This is a genomic window from Bradyrhizobium sp. 1200_D9_N1_1, assembly GCF_052075915.1.
In the GTDB taxonomy this organism is placed as follows: Bacteria; Pseudomonadota; Alphaproteobacteria; order Rhizobiales; family Xanthobacteraceae; genus Bradyrhizobium; species Bradyrhizobium diazoefficiens.
On the sequence record NZ_CP197226.1, the window covers coordinates 294406 to 313687 of the forward strand.

Annotated in this window: 26 protein-coding genes; 5 read left to right on the forward strand and 21 right to left on the reverse strand. The window is 60.3% G+C overall.

Annotated features, from left to right (window positions below; all coding sequences use genetic code 11):
• Window positions 1-19 precede the first annotated feature (19 nt).
• Both tnpB and AB5K84_RS01375 read right to left on the reverse strand, forming a co-directional pair.
• Window positions 20-373, reverse strand: a complete 354-nt coding sequence (gene tnpB, locus AB5K84_RS01370; RefSeq protein ID WP_011084591.1) for an IS66 family insertion sequence element accessory protein TnpB — start codon at window positions 371-373, stop codon at window positions 20-22.
• A complete protein-coding gene (locus tag AB5K84_RS01375) occupies window positions 370-678 on the reverse strand; it encodes a transposase (RefSeq protein WP_158516560.1) in 309 nt (102 codons plus the stop codon). The genes tnpB and AB5K84_RS01375 overlap by 4 nt, the downstream gene beginning before the upstream one ends.
• Window positions 679-1007: 329 nt before the next feature.
• On the opposite strand from AB5K84_RS01375, the gene AB5K84_RS01380 reads away from it, so the two are divergent.
• Complete coding sequence (locus AB5K84_RS01380) at window positions 1008-2018, forward strand: hypothetical protein (RefSeq protein WP_171463728.1); 1011 nt, start codon at window positions 1008-1010, stop codon at window positions 2016-2018.
• Window positions 2019-2080: 62 nt separating this feature from the next.
• On the opposite strand, the gene AB5K84_RS01385 is transcribed toward AB5K84_RS01380, so the two are convergent.
• From AB5K84_RS01385 to AB5K84_RS01405, 5 genes are all read right to left on the reverse strand, one after another.
• Window positions 2081-2815, reverse strand: a complete 735-nt coding sequence (locus AB5K84_RS01385; protein WP_110115834.1) for an HNH endonuclease — start codon at window positions 2813-2815, stop codon at window positions 2081-2083.
• Window positions 2816-2824: 9 nt separating this feature from the next.
• Window positions 2825-3367, reverse strand: coding sequence for a hypothetical protein (locus AB5K84_RS01390; protein ID WP_162603464.1), 543 nt, complete (start codon window positions 3365-3367; stop codon window positions 2825-2827).
• Window positions 3368-3372: 5 nt separating this feature from the next.
• Window positions 3373-4335 carry a CarD family transcriptional regulator gene (locus tag AB5K84_RS01395; protein WP_244647714.1) on the reverse strand — a complete coding sequence of 321 codons (963 nt, stop codon included), beginning with the start codon at window positions 4333-4335 and terminating at the stop codon, window positions 3373-3375.
• A 139-nt stretch (window positions 4336-4474) separates the two neighbouring features.
• The gene (locus AB5K84_RS01400) at window positions 4475-4708 is read right to left on the reverse strand and encodes a hypothetical protein (RefSeq protein WP_162603463.1); all 234 of its coding nucleotides are present in this window, start codon (window positions 4706-4708) and stop codon (window positions 4475-4477) included.
• A gap of 123 nt (window positions 4709-4831) precedes the next feature.
• Window positions 4832-5845, reverse strand: coding sequence for a hypothetical protein (locus AB5K84_RS01405; protein WP_162603462.1), 1014 nt, complete (start codon window positions 5843-5845; stop codon window positions 4832-4834).
• A 398-nt stretch (window positions 5846-6243) separates the two neighbouring features.
• Here AB5K84_RS01405 and AB5K84_RS01410 point away from each other — a divergent pair, with 398 nt between their 5' ends.
• Window positions 6244-6804: a recombinase family protein gene (locus AB5K84_RS01410; protein WP_110115829.1), complete on the forward strand. Its 561-nt coding sequence runs from the start codon at window positions 6244-6246 to the stop codon at window positions 6802-6804.
• 72 nt (window positions 6805-6876) lie between these two features.
• On the opposite strand, the gene AB5K84_RS01415 is transcribed toward AB5K84_RS01410, so the two are convergent.
• The 12 genes from AB5K84_RS01415 to AB5K84_RS01470 form a co-directional block, all read right to left on the reverse strand.
• The gene (locus tag AB5K84_RS01415) at window positions 6877-7575 is read right to left on the reverse strand and encodes a hypothetical protein (protein ID WP_110115828.1); all 699 of its coding nucleotides are present in this window, start codon (window positions 7573-7575) and stop codon (window positions 6877-6879) included.
• Window positions 7576-7641: 66 nt separating this feature from the next.
• The gene (locus tag AB5K84_RS01420; protein ID WP_110115827.1) at window positions 7642-7980 is read right to left on the reverse strand and encodes a hypothetical protein; all 339 of its coding nucleotides are present in this window, start codon (window positions 7978-7980) and stop codon (window positions 7642-7644) included.
• 147 nt (window positions 7981-8127) lie between these two features.
• Window positions 8128-9783 (reverse strand): DNA primase family protein, encoded by a 1656-nt coding sequence (locus AB5K84_RS01425; protein WP_162603461.1) that lies wholly within the window; start codon window positions 9781-9783, stop codon window positions 8128-8130.
• A 360-nt stretch (window positions 9784-10143) separates the two neighbouring features.
• A complete protein-coding gene (locus AB5K84_RS01430; protein ID WP_110115825.1) occupies window positions 10144-10464 on the reverse strand; it encodes a hypothetical protein in 321 nt (106 codons plus the stop codon).
• 3 nt (window positions 10465-10467) lie between these two features.
• On the reverse strand, window positions 10468-10749 hold the full coding sequence (locus AB5K84_RS01435) for a hypothetical protein (protein WP_162603460.1): 282 nt from the start codon (window positions 10747-10749) through the stop codon (window positions 10468-10470).
• A 31-nt stretch (window positions 10750-10780) separates the two neighbouring features.
• Window positions 10781-10969, reverse strand: a complete 189-nt coding sequence (locus tag AB5K84_RS01440) for a hypothetical protein (protein ID WP_110115823.1) — start codon at window positions 10967-10969, stop codon at window positions 10781-10783.
• Complete coding sequence (locus tag AB5K84_RS01445) at window positions 10962-11426, reverse strand: hypothetical protein (RefSeq protein ID WP_110115822.1); 465 nt, start codon at window positions 11424-11426, stop codon at window positions 10962-10964. The genes AB5K84_RS01440 and AB5K84_RS01445 overlap by 8 nt, the downstream gene beginning before the upstream one ends.
• Window positions 11423-11887 carry a hypothetical protein gene (locus tag AB5K84_RS01450; RefSeq protein ID WP_110115821.1) on the reverse strand — a complete coding sequence of 155 codons (465 nt, stop codon included), beginning with the start codon at window positions 11885-11887 and terminating at the stop codon, window positions 11423-11425. Before AB5K84_RS01450 ends, AB5K84_RS01445 begins: the two co-directional genes overlap by 4 nt.
• Window positions 11888-12244 (reverse strand): hypothetical protein, encoded by a 357-nt coding sequence (locus AB5K84_RS01455; RefSeq protein ID WP_182869555.1) that lies wholly within the window; start codon window positions 12242-12244, stop codon window positions 11888-11890.
• 159 nt (window positions 12245-12403) lie between these two features.
• Complete coding sequence (locus tag AB5K84_RS01460) at window positions 12404-12844, reverse strand: DUF3102 domain-containing protein (protein WP_162603459.1); 441 nt, start codon at window positions 12842-12844, stop codon at window positions 12404-12406.
• Window positions 12841-13074: a helix-turn-helix transcriptional regulator gene (locus tag AB5K84_RS01465; protein ID WP_110115818.1), complete on the reverse strand. Its 234-nt coding sequence runs from the start codon at window positions 13072-13074 to the stop codon at window positions 12841-12843. Before AB5K84_RS01465 ends, AB5K84_RS01460 begins: the two co-directional genes overlap by 4 nt.
• Window positions 13075-13252: 178 nt before the next feature.
• The gene (locus tag AB5K84_RS01470) at window positions 13253-14500 is read right to left on the reverse strand and encodes a tyrosine-type recombinase/integrase (RefSeq protein ID WP_110115817.1); all 1248 of its coding nucleotides are present in this window, start codon (window positions 14498-14500) and stop codon (window positions 13253-13255) included.
• 389 nt (window positions 14501-14889) lie between these two features.
• On the opposite strand from AB5K84_RS01470, the gene AB5K84_RS01475 reads away from it, so the two are divergent.
• Window positions 14890-15258, forward strand: a complete 369-nt coding sequence (locus AB5K84_RS01475) for a hypothetical protein (protein WP_011083392.1) — start codon at window positions 14890-14892, stop codon at window positions 15256-15258.
• Window positions 15259-15423: 165 nt separating this feature from the next.
• Here the strand turns inward: AB5K84_RS01475 and AB5K84_RS01480 are convergent, their stop codons facing one another.
• Entirely contained in the window at window positions 15424-16479 is a 1056-nt protein-coding gene (locus AB5K84_RS01480) for a polysaccharide deacetylase family protein (RefSeq protein ID WP_011083391.1), read from the reverse strand.
• Between the two features lie 254 nt (window positions 16480-16733).
• Here AB5K84_RS01480 and AB5K84_RS01485 point away from each other — a divergent pair, with 254 nt between their 5' ends.
• Window positions 16734-17057: a hypothetical protein gene (locus AB5K84_RS01485; protein ID WP_011083390.1), complete on the forward strand. Its 324-nt coding sequence runs from the start codon at window positions 16734-16736 to the stop codon at window positions 17055-17057.
• Between the two features lie 165 nt (window positions 17058-17222).
• Complete coding sequence (locus tag AB5K84_RS01490) at window positions 17223-17438, forward strand: hypothetical protein (protein ID WP_011083389.1); 216 nt, start codon at window positions 17223-17225, stop codon at window positions 17436-17438.
• Between the two features lie 155 nt (window positions 17439-17593).
• Here AB5K84_RS01490 and AB5K84_RS01495 read toward each other — a convergent pair whose 3' ends face one another.
• On the reverse strand, window positions 17594-19282 hold the full coding sequence (locus AB5K84_RS01495; protein ID WP_011083388.1) for an MFS transporter: 1689 nt from the start codon (window positions 19280-19282) through the stop codon (window positions 17594-17596).

Consider the following 19282-nt stretch of genomic DNA (forward strand, 5'->3'; position numbering starts at 1 on the left):
ATTCAATTGGTCACAGGGTTCACGACGTTGCGCTCGGCTGACCAATGTCGCGGGCATGCAGGCGCGACCAATCCAGGCCGTCCATCAGCGCGGCGAGCTGTGAGGCAGACAAACGCATCACGCCATCGCTGATCGGCGGCCAGCGGAACGCGCTATGCTCCAGCCGCTTCCACAGCAGCACGAGCCCGGACCCGTCCCAGGCAAAAATCTTCAAACGGTCCGCTCGCTTTGAACGGAAGACGAAAATCGTTCCCGCGAACGGATCATGGTGGAGTTGCTCGCGCACCAGCGCGGCGAGACCATCGGCACCTTTACGAAAGTCGACCGGCCGCGTCGCGACCATGATCTTCACGCCCGCCGAAGCCGCGATCATGTCGTCGCCCTCACGGCCCGCAGCACATCGCGCAGCCAGGTCGGATCGACCCCCGCCGCTGCGCGAACTACCGCATCGCCAATCTCGATGCTGATCGTTATCCCGTTCCGCGTTGCCGCTTCCACGCACATCCCAGCGGGGCGAAGCTCCGACACCACCGGAACGAAGAGCGGTGCATCCTCCGCCGGCAAGCTCAGCAGACCGGCACGCGCGGCCTTGCGCCAAGCAAACAGGTGTTGCGGTGAGAGGTCGTGCCGGCGCGCCACCTCGGACACAACTGTGCCCGGCGCATATGACTCCGCCACGATCCGCCCCTTGACCACGGCGCTCCACCGCCGCCGACGCCCCGCTCCGACCTGGATATCCACCCGGCCCCGTGGCTCTGAAGCGTCAACTATATGGTCAACCATATATGCGAACCTTACTGTATATGACGGCTCGCATGTTGCCGATCAGCTCACGCCAAACAAGGTGTGGGAGACACACCGCTTACACTGCATTCGCGTTCTAAACGGTATTTCTCCGAGCCCGCCGCCTAAGGGCTTTTAGGCAGGCTGCCCATATTCCGGAATTTTCTACGCTGTGAAGGCCCATCATCCGGGTTGCGTGGAAGCGCAATCCGCTGGGACGGACTATGCCAAGAATTTCGCTGCCGCCGATCTTAAACCTTCCGAGAGCCCTACGCTTTCGACGACTGCTCAGCCAGCGCGATCCTGATCTTGATTACGTGTTTGACTTTGGAGCCGTTGGGCATACAGACCCAATTGGGCTGTTGCTGGTGTCAGACACCATCTCTCGCTTCCAATCGCAACAGTGCTTTGGCAGCTCTGATTGTATCAATCACGATCATCTTGGCTACCAACGCACGATGGGGTTCTTTCGTGCTGCAGGTTTCAGCTTTGGGCTTGCGCCAGGGCAGGCTCCCGGTGGACCCAACTACTTGCCGATCACGCACCTGGAGGTGGATGACCTAAAACTTGAGGCCGAGGAACGTTCGCTCTCCGTCGGAACCGTAATTGAGGAGCATGCCAATCGCATGTCTCAGATTTTGGCGCGCCAGTCAGATGGCGACCTTTGCGACGCGCTGACATACGCTCTGCGCGAAGTGATTAGAAATGTGCTTGAGCATAGTGGCTTTGGGCAGGTGCACTTCTGTGCTCAGCATTGGCCCACTAAGAGTCGTGTACACCTTGCTTTGCTTGATAGAGGGCGGGGAATTCGAGCAAGCCTATCCCGTAACCCTTACTTGGAAATGGACTCCGACCTTGCTGCTCTAAAGTTGGCATTAATGCCAGGAGTTTCGGGCCGAATGTACAAAGGTGTCCGCCGCAATAAGCACGATATCTGGCAAAACACCGGGTACGGTCTTTACATGACTAGCCGCCTCGCAACGTTCGGCGGAAGCTTTTGGCTTATGAGCGGTGACAGCGCCTTAGGCATCGCATCTCATTGGGTTCGAGAACTGAGCATATTGCCCTTCGAGGGGACCGTCCTGCGCGTGTCGTTCGACACCGCTCAGCTCGGAAAGTTAGCAACGAGGTTGAGCCAATTTGAAAGAGAAGGGCGTGAAATCGCTCGCCAATTTCAAGGCGCCGATGCAAGGGGGGCATCCCATGCATCAAAAATGATCCGGACACGCTTTTAACTAGAGGTTGCAGGATGTGGGGATTCGATAACAATTGCTACCATTCGGCAGCACGACCCAGCTTACCGCTGCAAGGTTTGCCGCAGCTGCTCAAGTGTCAGCCAAGGTTTGCGGGCGTGGATCATGCGATGACAGTTGGCGCAGAGCAGCGCCAGGTCGTCTAGCTTCGTTTTCTGGCCGGGCAGAAGCGTGTGAACCGGCTTGAGATGATGAACTTCGATGAACCCCGTCCCATGCTCGCTGTAAGCGGCCTCAAAATCGAATGAGCATACTTCGCAGGCTAGCTTGCCGGCCGCCTTGATCGCAGCGAGCTTCTTTTGTTCAACGAGCTTGCGGTTGCGCTCACGTGATAGATGCACGCGCGTTAGGATGCGACCTTCTTCCGCTTCAAACGTTTCATTTAACTCACGAGACAGCCCAATGGGTAAACCCGCATCAACGTTTGCGCGAATGGCGCTCGCGGTGTCAAAGAGCAAACGTTCATCGTCGGCGAAGCTGCTCCAGATGACAGCTTCAAGCTTGCCACCTCTTTCTAACCCCTTCTTGCCCTGAGCCTTGTAAACGGGATCGAAGCGTCTGAAATTCATAACCTTCATGTAAACCCCATTGGGGTTGCGGAAGTCTTCCCGTCCAATTGAGAGCTGGGCGCCCATTTTGTTCAAGAGCTTCGAAAGCTCCACAACCTCTTTGCTGCCTTTACCGGGCGGGTTGCCTTCATAGCGTCGATAGAGGTCCAGTGCCAAAATGAGTTCGTTGGGAGTCCAGTTGGGATTTCGTTCGATTTCTTGCTCGGCCATTGGCGACCTTCAAAGCCGGTAGTTGAGTGGCGGTGTGTCGCCAAACGTGTTGATGTAAGCCCACAACAGGTCGCGTTCTATTTCCCTGGTGCGGGAGCCGGTGAACAGAACTGCGACTCCAAGCCTGGCGGGCGGATAGTCCAACCCGGTGATTTGCCGAAGCATGATCGCGGCGCCGTGTGAACGCTCCCGATGATTTTCGGCGGTTCGCCTAAGCTGATTGAGGCGGCGGGATAAGTCTACGGCTTCGCCGATGTAGAGGGTGCCGCTCGGATCTTGACCGCAGAGGCGGTTGAGAGTCGCGGGCCTCGAGATGTCATCCTTGATTTCGAGAGCGAATACTCTGTAGACACCCGAATACCCAAATTCTTTGCGGCCGAAGTATCCTCCTCCCAAGAGATAGTGCTGCCATGACATGACCCGACAAATTTGGTCCCAAGGCGGCATCTGCCGAATGCCCAACATTTGAAGCTCTGTCGATACGGGATTTCTATTTGCTTCCCAGACAGCGAGCAAATCCCAGACTGACTTTTGCTCAATAGGTTCGCGCATGGAGATCAAGTCCGCCTTTGCGACGCCCCAGCAATCACAAGCGTTTCGATATCCCGAAGGGCGTCCTCGCCAGTGATGTGCTGAACAACAGACACCTCGCCGGCCAATCGATCGAGCGCGGTCGAATAAAGCTGCTTCTCTGACACGCTCTGGCCTGGATTCACCGCGGGCCGATATAAGTCACGCACCACTTCGGCCAGTGCGATGATGTCGCCGGAGTTGATCTTGGCTTCATATTCTTTCGCCAATCGCGTCCAGCTGCCTTCTGCAAGGTAAGGTCGCGCGGAGAGCGTGGCATAAGCGCGTTGGATAGTGTCAGAAGAAGACAATTTTCGCATTCCGACGTTTGCAATCTTCTCAACGGGTACCCGTAAAGTCATATTGGCCTTCACAAAGTTGATCACGAATAGCTCAAGCCGTGCTCCCGCGATCTCCTGCTGTTCGATTGCAAATATTTGGCCCACCCCATATGCGGGATAAACGATAAATTCGTTCGTCCTAAACCCTAGCCGCTCGCGAACCGGGGGCGCCTGCGCTACGTGACTTTGGATATCCTGAACCGCTGAAAATGATCTCTCACCCTCCGCATTCCGAACGCCTTGGTCCTGAGGATGGCTTGGCCGAGGTGCGAGTTTGGTCAAAGAACTCAAACGCAGCTCAGTTTGAAATACCTCATAGCGATCTTGCAAGGCGTCCGCATAAAGCTTTGCGCTAAAATAATCGCCACGAGGAAGCAGCTTCTCGGCCAGAGTAAGTGCATGGGCAACTCGGTCGGCTATTTGGACCCGAGACCACTGCTGCCGGTTGATGAGGAGTAATAGCTCGTGTTCGTCGCCGGCCCCCGCCCGTACGAGTAAGTTTACCATCGCAATCTGAGCCGGATCGTTGTTCATTCGGACCATCTTGCGCATGCCCCAAAGCCAATAAGCCGCAAGAAGGAGCACTAGGCCGGCAATTAGATAGAACATTCTGAGCCCCCAGGGTCTGAGCCTTACCGTATGATCTTAACTGTGTTCGGCCGCATCCAAAGCTCGGAAATTTTTACGCGCGATCAAAAGCATTATACCCCGGCTACCCGCGCCAGGGTTGGCCATATCCCCTAGGCCGCTAATCCAGTGTAGCCGTCCGAATGTCGTGGAGCACCGCAAGCGTCATGTCGTTCACGCCGCCCGTACGGCTCTTCACCATTTCCATGTAGACCCCAAGAGCCTCAGGAAACTGTCCCGGCAGCAGCGCGTCACTTTCCTCCAGGCAATTGATCAGCACTTGGAATGCCGCGACCATAGCGGCGCCATAAGCGGCGATAACTTCGTTTTCTGGTGTGAGTTTCCCCTTTGGCATCCGCGCCTCCGTTCGGTGTGCTCGGGCGAAGGAGCATCATACATCTTCCAGTAAGCTGCCATCGCTGGATGGAAAACAAACTTGCCTGAGATTTGTCGCCCCACACTGGGAGGCGACAACAATTCAACCTGAAGCAGCTTCGATGTTGCGAAGACTGAGATAATTTTCGATGGTGTACGCCTTGCCGTCCTTGAGGCAGCGGGCAATCCAGGCAAACATGTCCGAGAACTCGTAACTTTGTACCTTCAAGTCCTTGATGTGCTCCCAATCTAACTGCGATCTAAGTGCTCCCGACGTTATCGTCGTTTCACGCTGTTTTGCAGCCAAGGCCTCAAAGTCGCTATCCGGCATCGATACAATTTTGGACGCTGGAGGCAACTCATCTAATTGCTCGCGGGTGAAATCAAAGGCGGAGATGCCGACGCCGTATGATGTGCCAAGCCGTCGCAACTCATTCGCGAGCAAGGCATCCAGAACAGGACAAGCAATAGCTAAGAGACTGGAGTGTGCCCACATAGAATTGCTGACACACTGAAAGAAATATTCTCGGAAGGTCGTCAAAGAAAGGTCCACCTTGAGCTCAACGCTAGTAAGTCGAAATGGCTGCTCGCCCAAACCTCGTCTGACTTCCAGGGCTGCCTGATCGAGGGCAAATCCTGTTTCCGAACTTTCTCCTACATCCCAAGTCAGAACCACGGCGTCTGGAAACTTCCACTTGTTTACGCCGGCTTGTTGGCGAAGCGCGGTTACGTGATCAATCCGAACTGGAAATAGGTTGTCCAACCTTAATCGCCGCAGATAAAAAGCCCTGAATTTCTCCTCGCGCTGATTTTCTCTACCTAACTCTGCTTCTTGAGTTTTCGCCTCAGGGCTCGCTTGAACAGAGTCTGCGATAGAGGCGCGTTGGTTAGTGGGCCGGCGATAATACCCGTAGCCACGTTCCGCTCGGGCGATCGGCGAAGTAGGATCGGCAGATAATACAGAAAACGTTTGTCTAAGAGAATTGTCGCTGTACGTGCCGTTGAGAAGCGGGCGAACGATTTCCAAGAGATCTGTACCCGACTTCGCGGAATTTGGATCGTCGGGCAAGATGCTCTCATTTGCCAGAATCTCACGGAGCTGATCGACAAGGTTCACCGCATCCTCACATAAGTCGGAAAACGCGCAACGCGTTTCAGTATTTCAATTAAAGACCAAGGACCCAAGTCGCGCGAGCAAATACTGGACTAGCCACCTGAGTTTTTATAGGGACCACTAATTTTGGAAATTTTCAACGCAATGTCTGATCGCCCTATGGCGAAGTCCCGTGCCTTGCTTTTGGGCCTACCCCGGGGGCGTGACTCCCCTAGCCCGGGTGATCCATCGCATCGACGCCTTGCCGCGCTCAAGCATGCACGCTGGCTTCGGTCACTAATTGCTTCCGGACGAAATCGCTCCGCCTGAACGAAAGTTAGGACTTACGCACGATCTCGTTGAGGTTGATTCGTCAATGCGTTACACTGTGCGAAAGTCTTGCACGAAAGTGGAGCGCGGGGATGACGGTTTACGGGTATGCGAGGGTGAGCACTGAGGGGCAGACACTGGCGGGCCAAGAGGCGCAGCTAGCCGAGGCCGGCGCGGTCAAGGTGTTCTCTGAGAAGATCAGCGGTGCGAGCGCGGGCAATAGGAAGGCCCTAGCGCAGGCGCTGAAGGTGCTGGGTCCCGACGATGTGCTGGTGGTGACACGGCTTGATCGGCTGGCGCGCAGTACGCGGGACCTACTCAATGTGCTGGACTCGGTCGCCAAGGCTGGCGCGGGCTTCAAGAGTCTAGCCGATACCTGGGCCGATACCACTACGCCCCACGGGAGGCTGATGCTGACGGTACTGGGCGGGCTAGCTGAGTTCGAGCGCGAGTTGATCAAAGCCCGTACTGGCGAGGGGCGCCAGCGAGCGAAGGCCCGTGGGGTGCACATGGGCAGACCTGCGGCGCTCAATCGGGATCAGCGAAGAGAGGCGCTGGTACGGCGGGAGGCTGGGGAGCCGTTGACTGATATCGCCCGGACGTTCGGGGTCAGTCACACGACAATCAGCAGGCTTCGCATGAGCGATAGGTAGTTTTCTCGTATGGACGCAGGCTCAGCTACGCTGTGCTCCTAATGGAAAGTTGGTCCCCGAGACTCGTTCGGACTATCCTCGCCGAGAGCTTATGCTGGTCCTGTCAAAGAAGCACAGATTGTCTTTTTTGTCGGGCAGACCCGAGATAAAGCAGTATGCGCCCTCTTTGAGTTCATAGATTTGCTTATAGAGTTCGTTTTTATAGAGTGCGTCTTTCTTCTCTAGGTAGAACGAACCGCATCCGTCATTATCGGAAGAGCGCCGGAGCGCACGGAGGCAACGATCTATCAAGTCAAACTTAGGCTCCAAGAAATGCTCAAATTGGGCGCGTTTGGACTGCGAGTAGTACTGACCTAACGAGAGGATGTTGACCATGAAATCGCGATTCCATTCGTCAAAAGTAGTCTGATAGCGATCCCAAATTTTGGTTTTTTCTGCTTCTGGAACATCAGGGTTAGTCAAGGCAATTAGCACGGTGCGAGATAAATGAAGCCGGTACCAAATTGCTTTCGTGAGCTCTCTTGAAAATTTCTCCTTTTCATCAGCTTTCGCTATTTGAAGGGCATCAGGCTTTAGGTGCGTCGAAGTTGCGATTTTGTCCAGCGTTTCTGTGAAGGCGGCAATGCCCGTAAGTATGGCTGCCAGGGCGACTACACTTAACCCGATTTTTGATGCCTTTAGTTTCGAAAACCAACTTGCCTCCACCTTCGACAAGCCAATAGTTCGCTGCTTATTCGCCTGATACGTTTCAAATAGGCGGCTCTGATCCATGTCACCCCCCGATGTCGCTAAATGCCAGTGCTGCGACAGTATATTCAAGCCGCATATTTTGGCGCTTCAATCCTTTTCTTTCAAAACCTCTACATTTCGGAATGAGACTACATTAGCAGCGCGCGCTCGGGCGGCTTCTAGCTTGGCCCCGAAGCCCTCGCCATTCACTACGGCAGTGACAGCTAGCTTGGGATGTTCGAATGGCAGTGCGGCCACGGCGGCCCGCATCCGGCGATGCATCGGTTGATCGGCACAGCGATAGACGGCTTGGAGGAAGTCGAGCGAGGTGTTGCCCTCCACCTCGGGCGCCGTGTCCTCCATCACCTCCACCACCGGCCAGTCTAGCACCGGCTTGAACCGATATCGGTGCCCCGGGTCGGGATCGTCATCATCAACGTTAGACATCACGTTCCACCTTTTCCATTTACTTCCATCAGTTCCAGCAATTCCATCAAATTACCAACTCTTGACTCCATAGGTCCTATCACCGGGGGATTGTTGGCCAGTGCCACTCAAAAGGTGGAATTCGCTGGAAAAGGTGGAACAACGTGGTCACTCTTCGTCTTTCTTCGGGGCCTTCGGCCGGAGACCGAGCCACACGCGCGGGCTGGAGCCGGTCTGGCGCCAGCCGGTCACGTGGCCGAAGCCCTCAACGCCCTTCAGCCGCTCGCCGAATTTCTTATCGCTCACGCTGCGGAGCACGTCCTGCCGATCGTTGCGGGCGCACCAGCTTTGAAAGAGTGCGTAGGCCTTGGTCTTCACCACCATTCCCGAGTGATCCACCTCGAATGCTTCGAGCACGAACGCGGTGAAGGGATCGCTAGCGGCGAGCAAGTCGAGTTCAAGCACCCGCGACGCGGCGGGTTGGATGAAGCGGCGATTGCGGCAAAGGTCGCCATAGGCCCGCACGCAACGAACCGCGATACCGGACAATTCGCCCCGGAGCTTGACCCGCAAGTCGGGGTCCTCTCGGCCGAAGAAGCTTACCGGGAAATGCAGCTTGATGAATCGCGATGGCAGTACCCCGCCCGGATCGTTGAGGTTGGGGACTTCGTTGCTGATCAGCGTGAGCTTAATCGGCAACGTGCCTTGCCATGGCCCCAGATATTTCCGGCCAATGGTGATTGAGTCCTCACCGATGATGTTGAGCAATAGCTCTGCGCTGGCGTGGCTAAGCCCGCCCGGGTCATAGCTCTTGCCGAACGCGCGGCCCTTCGGCAACCGAACATCCGGAAACACTCCCACCCGCTTGCCAATCAGCGACTGCTGCGAGTTCTCGCCACGGGTCCAATTCGCGAAGCTGAGGCCGACGTAGCTCGCATCGCCGACAAGGTGCTGCATCACGTGTGCAATGGTGCCCTTGCCGCTTCGCTTCTCGCCGATGAACATCGCGCCCTTTTGGAAGCGCGTTTCATCGGTCATGTTGTAGCCCATCCACTGCTCGGCGAAGTCAACGCTCTCGGGATCGTCGGGGAATACTTCGGCGAGGAACGTTTCCCATGCAGGGCACTCCGCATCTGGGTCCCAATTGAAGCCGAGCGCATTGTGCACCCAAAGATCCGGGGTCAGCGGCCGAACCTCTTCGGTGAGCATGTTCACGATGCCGTTCTGAAACACCACCCAATCCTTTGCGCTTTCGCGACGCTCCAGCCACATCGGCGGGTGACATTCGAGCCCGAGCGCAAGCTGGCTCTTGAGCGCATCAATCGTTTCGTTCACGTGGCGCGGGGTCGGTTGAAAGCGCAACAACTGCTCCCCCGATCGCCGCCGAGCGCCATCGAGGAATCGGTAAACCTGTTGCCGCATCACTTCATGCGGCACCGGCTCATACACCCGGCCGCTCCAACGATAGAACACGTCTTGCCAGAACCACACCGTGCAATGGCCATCCACCAGCGCGGTCCGATGAATAAACTCACTCGCGTTGTCGTATGGGGCGCTGGGGTTGAGCACTGGCGAAGCATCGGCTGGCCGGGCCTTCACTTCGGGCTGCGGCTGCGGGGGTGGCTCAGGCTTCGCTATCGGCTCGGGCGCCGGGGCGCGCTTTGGCGCCAGCCCCTCCGCCGCCGCCACTCTGGCCTCTGGCCCATACCGCTTGCCCAGCCGATCAAGGGCAAGCCGCTGTTCCTCCGGCCCGGCATCGCGGAGCGCCCCAACCACGCGCTCCACGTCTCGCTGCCACACCTTGGCCGCTGCACTCTCAGTCATCGTGAGGTCCCCAGATTCCAAGGTTACACGGGTCAAGCTGGCGTCGCCGCGCACTATCCGTGAGCCGATCAGCGCGATTGATTTCCCACTGGCGTTGGGCTGCTCCGAGATCGATCCGGACTTCACCCGGGCGCATCGGGGGCAGCGGTGGTTCGGCCAGCGGCCCGGGCCTTCGCACCACTACGCCAGTATCCCCGCCCCGGCGCTCCGCATTCACGTCACGGGGTGACACGACAACATCAGCATCACGAACCACGGCGCCAGCATCAACCACCACCATCGGCTTTGGCGGTTGGGGCTTCGGCTCTGGCCCGAGGATGTCATCTAGCAGCGCCTCCACTTCGGCTTTCCGCTCGGGGGTCATCGCTTGGCCTCCGGCACCAGCGGGATTCGATTGGCCGCCTGCGTGGCCCGCGCTCTGCGCTCCCGGGCCTCAAGCTCCGCTGCACTTGGCGGCGCGAACCGATCAATGATCCGGTCGGCCACGGCCAATCCGGGCGGCCGCCAATCGCGGATGTCTTGGCCCGTCGCTGCGCGCGAGGTCCCCGCGTCCTGTTGCACTGGGCTCGAAAGCTGATTGGGATTGGGCCGGCGACCGTCCGCCACGATATCGCGGATGGTCTGATCGCTCACTCCGCGCTGGAGGTCCTTGCGCCATTCGTTCGTGTCATATTCCCACATGATTCAGTCTCCTTTCGTCCAGGGCCAGCCGGCCGGGGTTGTGGTTGAGGATGCTTTGGGCGTTGCGCTCTGCGAGCCGGTCGGGTGGACCGAGCGGCCGGCGCCCGGGCCGCCCTTGCCGACGTTCGTTGAGAGTTCGTTTCCGAGCGGGACCGATATGGGCTGCCCCACCTTGGGCTCGCGGTAGCTGCTAGTGGTCACGCGTTGCAGGCCGATGGTGCCGCACGGCGCGACGCCCTTCGCAGGTTTACCCGCGCGAACGCCTACCGAGACGTTCTTATTCATGCCGGGGCCGCCGCCCCCACCACCACTGCGCTTAGCCATTGTTGCGGCCTCCCTTCGGCTGGTCGCCATGTTGGCTTTGCGAACCGCTGTGATAGACGGTCGTGACCGTTCGCAGCGGTTGCGTCGTCACCACTGCGGCGGGCTCGCGGCCCAGCGGCGCGGTACGCAGTCGATCGTTGATCTTCGTTGCTTCAGTCGTTGCTTGCTTCACGTCAGCCATTGATTGCTCCTTTAGGTTTGACGTTCGGGGAAAAGTGGAGAACTCGCACGAGCTGGTCGCTCTCGGGCTCGTACCAGCGCACCATTGCGTCATAGGCCTCTTGGTCGAGGCACTTCGCATTGAGCGGCATGGGCATAGGAAGCGGCACGCCATTCCACTGCGGGAAGATGGCAGTGGCGCCCGCGCCTGCTCCGGTGGTTTTGGCCTGTGCCACCGGGGGCGCCGAGGCCGGGCGAGCGATCATCTGACCGGGGTCGATGACTTTCCACGCGGTGACGGCGCCCTTGAAGGCCGCCGCTACGATCAGCACCACGCCATTAGTGAGGGTCACTGAATCGTTCACAGCGTAGCCCGCGCCGCCAGCAGCCACGGCCGGGGTTCCGTCAATCACAGCGCCAACCGGGACCACAACGGCGCCGCCTTGCACGGGCCAATCACCGAGAAGTTGGAACATCATCGCGCATTCCCTCCGTCGATGACGCGGAAGAGGCGTGCGCTCAGAGCGTCAGCCAGGCCCTTGAACCGAGCCCGTCCTTCGGGGATCGGCCACCGCACCGCCCAAAATCGAAACCAAGCGAGCGTGTTCTTGAAGACGCTCGCAGCGGTCGCTTTCGACGGATGGTTGTCGAGGAGATACCGCCCGATGTCTGCATCGAACTTGGTTTGATCCCAAGCGACGAACAAATCCACATTCGCGTCGGGTTCGGGCACGTTGCGATGTTCGAAATAGTCGGGGCCGATCAGGTGCGAACTGGTGAACTCAAACGCTTTCCCTTCGGCCTCAACCGGGTCAAAGCCCTCGGTCGCCAACTCGCTCATGATGCCCATGATCTCCACGACAGTTAGGCTGTAGCGCCGTGCCAGCCGTTCGAATTGATGACGCTCGCGCTCCGTGAGTTGCCAAACGAAGTTTGACATCTACGCCTCCCTTGCCTCATCGATGGGCTGCCCCACTCCGGAGCACTCGGGCACCTCGTCAACACGCCAGCCTAGGGGCTCTTCTTTTGGCAGCGCTGCGGCATCGAGGGACCACTGTGGCACGGTCAGCGGCGGCGTGTATGCGGAGCCGATCAGTGTCGCGTTCGCGTCGGAGCGAGCTTGCTCCATGGCGAAGTAGGATTGAGGCGCGGCATCGCCTTCGCTCTCACGCAGCCGACGCACGGCCGTCCTACGCTCTTCGGCGAACCAAGCATCCGAACATTCACGGCAACAAAAGCGCTGCCGACCTACATATGGCACGAAGTCATCGCCGCACCGTTCGCATTTCTTGAGCATAGGCACTCCTTTCCATTTTCTGATAAAGAGAATTCAGGCAGAGATGCGATAAGTCAATCGCGTTGGCGTTTTTCGCATAAGGCCGAACACGTGGCGCCGAACGAAAAGGGCGCCAGAGCGAATTGCCCCAGCGCCCTCATTGGCGGATGTTGATTGTGGTTAGGTTGCAGCCTTTAGCTTTCGGCGCTTTGGCTTTGGTCGCGGGTTCAGCGAACCGATCAGCTTGAACGCTTCAGCGAGAGACAAATGCGAACTGATGCTTCGCAATTCCTCAAGCCGTTGCCGAACCTCGGCTTCATGATTCGCTAGCTTCATGCACTGCTGCCCCCATCGCATCGTGAAGGGGAAGTTGCTAGTGATGTAGCCGCCGAACTCGCCGTGGTTTAGTTTGTCCTTTGCTTCGTTCAATCGCTTCCCGATGTTGATTGCCTTTTCAACAGCGGTCAGCGCGGCCCTTGTGATCTCCGCATAGTCCGCGTTGATCTCGGCTGCCAAGTCGGCGAGCGTTGGCGGTGGTGGGGACACCACGACAAGCTCGCGTTGCTGTGGCACAGCGATCGGCATCGCGGCGCTAATGATGCGCTTAAGGGTTTCGCTCATTGCGCAGCCCTCCGCGCGATCATGGCAGCTAACGCCGCCTCGCATTCACTGCGGAGCCATCGCGACGCATTCGGTCCAACCTTGATCGGCGCCGGGTAGCGCTTTGCGGCTATGCCGCGATAGATGGTGGAAGCATCGAGCCCGCCAAAGAAAGCGCGAACGGCCCGAAGGTCTAGCAGTTCATCATGGCGCAAGGCAGCAATTGCCCCACGCTGGTCAAGCGTGTGCATAGGCACTCTCCATTCTACGGTGGTGAGCCCTACTTAATTCCGAAGCGTACTTCGGATGGTGGCTGCTTTTGCCTTAGGGCATCTGCGAGAACAATTGCATGCGGTCGCAGGAAACGGAATGGCGAAGTCAATCCCCTCGCCAGAGCACCACTAGAGACCTCACCCGAACGTGATCGGTCTAAGCCGTCGCTTCGGCCTCGCGCGTCACTCGCACCAGCTTCAGCGCCAGCGGGCGGCCGCTCACGATCCGGTCCACCAAGCCGGCCAGCGCGGCAAAGGCCGCCCGCTTCTCATCAAGGTATTCGTATCGGTCGTAAGTCTCGCGGACCCCGCCAATGACGTGGCCAAGGCAGCGTTCCGCGTGATCGGCGGGGACCTTGGCGCGGGACATAAGCGAGCGGCCCGTGCGGCGGAGGTCGTGCAGGGTCCAACGTGGCATCGGGTCCCTGCCATCGGCCTCGCGACGGCGCGCGATCTCAGCATCCAGCGCGCGCTTGGCTTTGGAGAAGCCCGAGAACGCCTTGGCGCCGTGCGTGGTGGAGAACACGAACCACGAATTGCCATTGACGCCTTTGGGCTTCCCTCCGATGAGCGCCTTCACGGCGGCAGTGAGAGGGATGACATGGTCAAGCTTGGTCTTGTATCGCTCGCCCGGGATGGTCCAGTTGTCGCCCTCGAATTCGGTCGAATGCATGCCGGCCGCTTCGGTGCGCCGGGTGATGGTTAGCAGGATCGTCCGGACATAGCGCGCGTAGCACTCCGGGAGATCGGGTGCGGTGTCGAGCGCGCCCCACACGTCGCGAATTTCATCGTCGGCAAGGATGCGCTTGCGAGCGCGAGCCTTGGGTTTGGTGCGGGCCATCCCCCGGACGATCGGCGAGCGGAAGTCATCATCGCGCGACGCGTGCCAGTTGAAGACGCGGCGGAGGAACGCGAGAGTTTGGTCCGCCATCACCGGGCCGCTCTCATCCTCTATCCCGTCCAGCAACCCAACGATATCGCTGCGGCGGATGTCACCAACGGATCGGCCTCCGAGCGCCGGATAGACCAGCCGCTCTAGCGTCGCCTTCCGATCATCCCCGGTGCGGAGCCCGGCGCCCTCGCGATCTGCCCATTCGTCGCAGATGGCCTTGAGGCTCGCGGGCTTGGCCAGCGCCGTCCGGGGGTCTCCGCCTTCCTCAAGAGCAGCGCGGGCCTCATCGGCGCGCGTGTGGGCCTTGGCGAGGCTGGTGGCGGGGTAGGTCCCGAAGGTCATCCGCACGCGCCGGCCGCCAAGGGTGAAGTGGTAAGTCCAGGACTTGGAGCCGGCCCGCGAGACCCGCAGCGCCAAGCCGGGCCGGCCTTCATCGAAATAGTCCGTCTGGGCCTCGCCCTCCGCCGCCTTGGCGTGGATGCAGAATCGGTCTGTGAGCGTTCGTCGCGGCATGGCGGCTCCGTACCTTGCGTACCTAGCTAGGTACTCGCGCACGCGCTTGGGCGCAATGGGCGGCTGCGGGTCACGTGGGCCTGCGCGCGCCGAAAGCCTGCAAAAAAAGCTGATTCTGCAACTCCGTGCGACGCGACGCGACCGTTCGCGATGCCTCGCAGAGCGGATTAAATTTCATTCGTAATGACGGGGTCGGGGGTTCGAATCCCTCTTGCGGCACCAGCGCCCCGAATTCATCCCATCATCACAGACAAGCGTCTCAACCGACGCGTACAGCCGGCATGAGTGCGCGGGTTCAGGATCGCCCAGTCGCCTGCGTGATCGTGATCACATAATGTCGCGTGTATCTCCCATAGCGTCCCGGTCACGCCAACACGGGGAGATTTCACATGCGCAAGATCATTCTGGTGGCCGCCATGGTCCTGGCTTCAGCATCTGCTCAGGCGGCCGGTCCACGCAGCCTCTCGCTGGCCACGGCGAGCGAACAGGCCTCGGCGCCGCAAGCGACGGCGACAATCGCCGTGACGACGCAAGTGAGTGAAGCCGCACCCGTCACCGAAGCACCGAAATATGTCGACCGTCCGCCGGCGATCTCGGCGCCTGCGCCTGCCGCGGCACCCGCCGTAGCCACGACGACTTCAGCGCCCGCCGCGACCGCAACGAAGACCACGGCGAAAGTCAACAAGCCGAAGCACAAGCGTACCTGGACCGAAGGCCGCATCATCAGCGAGCTGCATCGCCACGGCATCTATTGGTAAGCGGTCTTTGCGCCCCACCCTCGCCGTCACGCCTCAGGCAAACGCGAGGCGCGTGTTCGCGCCAGATGTCCCGGGCATCCATGACCTTTCCACGCAGGCCCAAGAACGTTGATGGCCGGGACAAGCCCGGCCATCACGCAAGAGTTTTCGATCCGGTCGAACGCGCTACTGCGAAACCGTCTGCACCACGCTTCCGATCGGACGCGCGCTCGAGGTCGGCACCTTCAGGTCCTTCAGCAGCGCTTCGTCATATTCCGGCAGCGTCTGGAAGGTGGTCTTGGCCTTCATCTGCACGACCTTGTAGCCGCCGGCCTTGAGCCGCGCGAGCAGCGCCGGCATGGCTTCGCCGGTGTGCTTCTGGAAGTCGTGCATCAGGATGATGCCCTTGCCGAGCTTGTCGAGCCTGCCCATCACGGTCTCGACGATCTTCTCCGGCGTCGCGCCCTTCCTGAAGTCGAAGGAATCGATGTCGGTCGAGAACATCGCGACGTTGCGGGTGCCGAAATAGGTCACCATCGCCGGATTGTGCTGAAGCTGCGGGAAGCGGAAGAACGGCGCCGGATTGGTGCCGAGCGCGAACCTCACTGCGCTAAAGCCCTTTTCGACCTCGTCCTTGACCTGTTGCTCCGTCATCTTCTTGCTGTTCAGGTTGACATGCGACCAGGTGTGCGTGCCGACCGTGTGGCCCTGGGCCAGAACCTGGCGCAGGATTTCCGGGTGGTAGGTCGCGTGCTTGCCGACCGAGAAGAACAGGCCCTTGGTGCATTCATCCGCGAGCGCCTTCAGCACCGCGGGTGTGTTGACCGGCCACGGACCGTCGTCGAAGGTCAGCACGACCTCCTTGTCGGTGAGGAAATCGAACTGCTTGAAGTGCTCGAAGCCGAAGCCGGGACCGCCGGTGGTGTCGATCTCGACCACGCGGGCGACGCCGAGGGCGTTTGGATTGGCGCAGGCCTGCTTCGGTTGAACTGGCGCGACCGGGGCGGGCGTAGGCGCGGATGCCTGGGCAACGGCCGTCGGCTTCGCCGCGATCGCCGCGGTGGTCGCGACGTCGTCCTTGGCGGCGATTTTCGTCTGTGCCGGCAACGGGTCGGCGGCACGGGCGGCAACTGTCTTGGGGGCGCCCGGATCGGCGCTCGCGGAATAATAAAACCAACCGCCGGCGGCGATCACGACCGCCGCAACTACACTGGCCAGCATCAGGCCCAACGCATTACGCATCGCTACTCTTTCCAATTACGCAACCAAACCTGCGGAATTTCCCGCGCGACGAGCCATTAATGCGAAGGAACAGTTAACGTGACACCAACGCGACGGCGTTTGCGCCGGATTTTCAGCGAGGTGCGCCAATGTGACCGATGTCACAGTTTGGGTGCGCCCCGTGACCGTCATCACAGTGGAAACTGTTTTGCTGGAGCATCGTAGTTCCCATCAACAACGGGCTCCGCTTGCAGCGGCGCCAATGGGAGCTTCAAATGACCAAGTCGTTTACGGCCAAGTCGCTCACCTCCAAGTCCTTGAGCAGCAAGATCCGCGACACCAGCCTGGCTCTGGGCTTCGCCGCCATCGTCTCGATCGTCTCGACGACTTCGAGCTTCGCCTTCTCGGCCGAGGCGCAGCAGCAGTGCACCGGCGATGCCTTCCGCCTGTGCTCGTCGGAGATCCCCAACATCCCGAAGATCACCGCGTGCATGATGAAGCATCGCTCGGATCTGAGCGCCGGCTGCCGCGCGGTGATGGACAAGGACCTCGCCAAGGGCGCGTCACGCAAGGTCGCTGACGCTCAGGGCAACCAGTAAGAGCACACAGCGATCGTTGCGTCGGTTAGCTCCCCTCGCGTTGTGCCCCGGCGTCAAGCCGGGGCCACGCTGTGGCGCGATGCAGCCTGTCAATAAAGCCGTTGCGGCTCCGGGATCGTCGCACTAGCTTCGCCCGCACATCTTCCGGGTAAGAGGCATTACGCGATGACCAGATTTCTTTTCGTTATTTCCTTGCTCCTGTGCGCATCTGGCGCCTCCGCGCAACAACAGCCCGGACACGACGCCTGCGCGCGCGACGTCACGCGCTTCTGCCGCCCCGTGATGAACAATGGCGACCAGGCTGTGCTCGCCTGCCTGAAGCAGAACCGCACGCGGCTGAGCAAGGGCTGCGACAAGGTGCTGACGGAGCACGGGCAGTAAACGTGCTTGTCGTCCCGGCGAAGGCCGGGACCCATACCGCGTGATCTATCGATAGAGCGCGACTAGCTGTACAGGACTCGGTCGCAACTCCGAGTCTTCGCCAAACTTTTGCCTGTGGTTATGGGTCCCGGCCTTCGCCGGGACGACGGCAGAACCTACGTGCTGCTCCCCGCCGCGGTCGCGACCACGGGCAGCACCTCACTTGCTCCCTGGTCCGGCGTCTCTTCCTTCCAGCGCACCGAGCCGAACGGACGCTCCAGCATGCGGCGGACGCGCACCGGCTCGGGGCCGATGTGGAAATCGATCGCCTGCTGATGCAGCGCGCGTTCGGATAGGGTCGAGCGGTTGCGCTGGCGAAGATAGTCGAACCAGGTCGGGCAGTGATAGCGCTCGGTCCACAATTCGGGGTCGGCGATGTCGCGCGCGATCGACCAGCCATAGGCGCCGTTGCGCTGCCTTGAGAGCTGCACGTCCTGCATCACATTGTGGAAGGCGCGCGCGTTCTCCTGAGACACCCGGTATTCGATCTCGACCACCAGCGGTCCGCTGCGGCCGGTGAGCGACAGCCTGACTTCGGGATCGGCCAGCACCTCGGCGTCCTCGTTGCGGGCGCCGACGCGCGGCATCGTGAGCCAGATCCCGAGCAGCGGTGAGATCAGCATCAGGCCTGCCGCGACCAGAAGCGCGACCTCGACGCCGGCATAGTCGGTGAGATGGCCCCAGCCCCAGGCGCCGATCGCGATGCCGCCGGAGATCGAGGCCTGGAACGCTGCCAGCGACCGGCCTGCGACCCAGCGCGGTGCCGAGAGCTGCACGCCGATATTGAACAGCGCGACGGCGGCCATCCAGACCGCGCCGGCCAGCACCAGCGCGGTCGCCGTCAGCACCGGTTCTGTGCTCACGGCAAGGGCGGCCATCGCAAAGGCCATCGAGATGGTGCAGGCGCGGATCGCGGACTCGCCGCTCATGCGCTTGCGCAATTCGTGGATGTTGAGCGCGCCGATGACCGCGCCCATGCCGAAGGCGCCGAGCATGATGCCGTAGGTCTGCGCGCCGCCATGCAAGAGGTCGCGCGCGACCAGCGGCATCAGCGCCATGATGGCGCCGCCGATCAGGCCCATCACCAGCGTGCGCAGCAGGACGATCTTGATCGGCGGCGAATTGGTGATGTAGCGGAAGCCCGAAACCATGGCGCGGTTGAGCTTCTCGCGGGGCAGGCGCGAGGGCTCGGTGCTGCGCCGCCACAGCAGCAGCACGACCAGCAGCGGCAGATAGAGGATCGCGTTGCAGGCAAACGCCGCCACCGCGCCGAGCGCGGCGACGATGACACCGCCGACCGCGGGACCGAAGCTACGCGCGATGTTGTAGCTGATGCCGTTCAGCGCGACGGCCGACGGCAGTGCTTCGGGCGGCACCTGCTCGCTGACCGAGGATTGCCAGGCCGGGCCGAACAGCGCGTTGCCGCTGCCCACGACGAAGCAGAAGGCGAGCAGCGCTTCCGGCGTGATCAGCTTGAGCCCGGCCAGGATCGTGAGCGCAGTCGCGCCGGTCAGCGCGATCATGAGCGAGACCAGGGTGACGATGCGGCGGTCATACATGTCGGCGATGGCGCCCGCCGGCATCGAGATCAGCATGATCGGCAGCATCAGCGCGGTCTGCACCAGCGCCACCTTGTCGGCCGAGGCCGCCATCTGCGTCATCGCCCAGGCGGCGCCGACGCCCTGGATCAGCAGGCCGAGATTGGAGAGCAGGCTGGCGAGCCAGATGCGCCGGAACACGGTGTATCGCAGCGGCGCGGCGATGCCGTCGGCTGCGATTCTCTGACGGTTCGGCTGCTCGGTCAT

Excerpts from the sequence above, each read along its gene's own strand:
- tnpB (WP_011084591.1), bottom strand. The coding sequence starts at position 373 with ATGATCGCGGCTTCGGCGGGCGTGAAGATCATGGTCGCGACGCGGCCG.
- AB5K84_RS01380 (WP_171463728.1), top strand. The coding sequence starts at position 1,008 with ATGCCAAGAATTTCGCTGCCGCCGATCTTAAACCTTCCGAGAGCCCTA.
- AB5K84_RS01385 (WP_110115834.1), bottom strand. The coding sequence starts at position 2,815 with ATGGCCGAGCAAGAAATCGAACGAAATCCCAACTGGACTCCCAACGAA.
- AB5K84_RS01390 (WP_162603464.1), bottom strand. The coding sequence starts at position 3,367 with ATGCGCGAACCTATTGAGCAAAAGTCAGTCTGGGATTTGCTCGCTGTC.
- AB5K84_RS01395 (WP_244647714.1), bottom strand. The coding sequence starts at position 4,335 with ATGTTCTATCTAATTGCCGGCCTAGTGCTCCTTCTTGCGGCTTATTGG.
- AB5K84_RS01400 (WP_162603463.1), bottom strand. The coding sequence starts at position 4,708 with ATGCCAAAGGGGAAACTCACACCAGAAAACGAAGTTATCGCCGCTTAT.
- AB5K84_RS01410 (WP_110115829.1), top strand. The coding sequence starts at position 6,244 with ATGACGGTTTACGGGTATGCGAGGGTGAGCACTGAGGGGCAGACACTG.
- AB5K84_RS01415 (WP_110115828.1), bottom strand. The coding sequence starts at position 7,575 with ATGGATCAGAGCCGCCTATTTGAAACGTATCAGGCGAATAAGCAGCGA.
- AB5K84_RS01420 (WP_110115827.1), bottom strand. The coding sequence starts at position 7,980 with ATGTCTAACGTTGATGATGACGATCCCGACCCGGGGCACCGATATCGG.
- AB5K84_RS01425 (WP_162603461.1), bottom strand. The coding sequence starts at position 9,783 with ATGACTGAGAGTGCAGCGGCCAAGGTGTGGCAGCGAGACGTGGAGCGC.
- AB5K84_RS01430 (WP_110115825.1), bottom strand. The coding sequence starts at position 10,464 with ATGTGGGAATATGACACGAACGAATGGCGCAAGGACCTCCAGCGCGGA.
- AB5K84_RS01435 (WP_162603460.1), bottom strand. The coding sequence starts at position 10,749 with ATGAATAAGAACGTCTCGGTAGGCGTTCGCGCGGGTAAACCTGCGAAG.
- AB5K84_RS01440 (WP_110115823.1), bottom strand. The coding sequence starts at position 10,969 with ATGGCTGACGTGAAGCAAGCAACGACTGAAGCAACGAAGATCAACGAT.
- AB5K84_RS01445 (WP_110115822.1), bottom strand. The coding sequence starts at position 11,426 with ATGATGTTCCAACTTCTCGGTGATTGGCCCGTGCAAGGCGGCGCCGTT.
- AB5K84_RS01450 (WP_110115821.1), bottom strand. The coding sequence starts at position 11,887 with ATGTCAAACTTCGTTTGGCAACTCACGGAGCGCGAGCGTCATCAATTC.
- AB5K84_RS01455 (WP_182869555.1), bottom strand. The coding sequence starts at position 12,244 with ATGCTCAAGAAATGCGAACGGTGCGGCGATGACTTCGTGCCATATGTA.
- AB5K84_RS01460 (WP_162603459.1), bottom strand. The coding sequence starts at position 12,844 with ATGAGCGAAACCCTTAAGCGCATCATTAGCGCCGCGATGCCGATCGCT.
- AB5K84_RS01465 (WP_110115818.1), bottom strand. The coding sequence starts at position 13,074 with ATGCACACGCTTGACCAGCGTGGGGCAATTGCTGCCTTGCGCCATGAT.
- AB5K84_RS01470 (WP_110115817.1), bottom strand. The coding sequence starts at position 14,500 with ATGCCGCGACGAACGCTCACAGACCGATTCTGCATCCACGCCAAGGCG.
- AB5K84_RS01475 (WP_011083392.1), top strand. The coding sequence starts at position 14,890 with ATGCGCAAGATCATTCTGGTGGCCGCCATGGTCCTGGCTTCAGCATCT.
- AB5K84_RS01480 (WP_011083391.1), bottom strand. The coding sequence starts at position 16,479 with ATGCGTAATGCGTTGGGCCTGATGCTGGCCAGTGTAGTTGCGGCGGTC.
- AB5K84_RS01485 (WP_011083390.1), top strand. The coding sequence starts at position 16,734 with ATGACCAAGTCGTTTACGGCCAAGTCGCTCACCTCCAAGTCCTTGAGC.
- AB5K84_RS01490 (WP_011083389.1), top strand. The coding sequence starts at position 17,223 with ATGACCAGATTTCTTTTCGTTATTTCCTTGCTCCTGTGCGCATCTGGC.
- AB5K84_RS01495 (WP_011083388.1), bottom strand. The coding sequence starts at position 19,282 with ATGACCGAGCAGCCGAACCGTCAGAGAATCGCAGCCGACGGCATCGCC.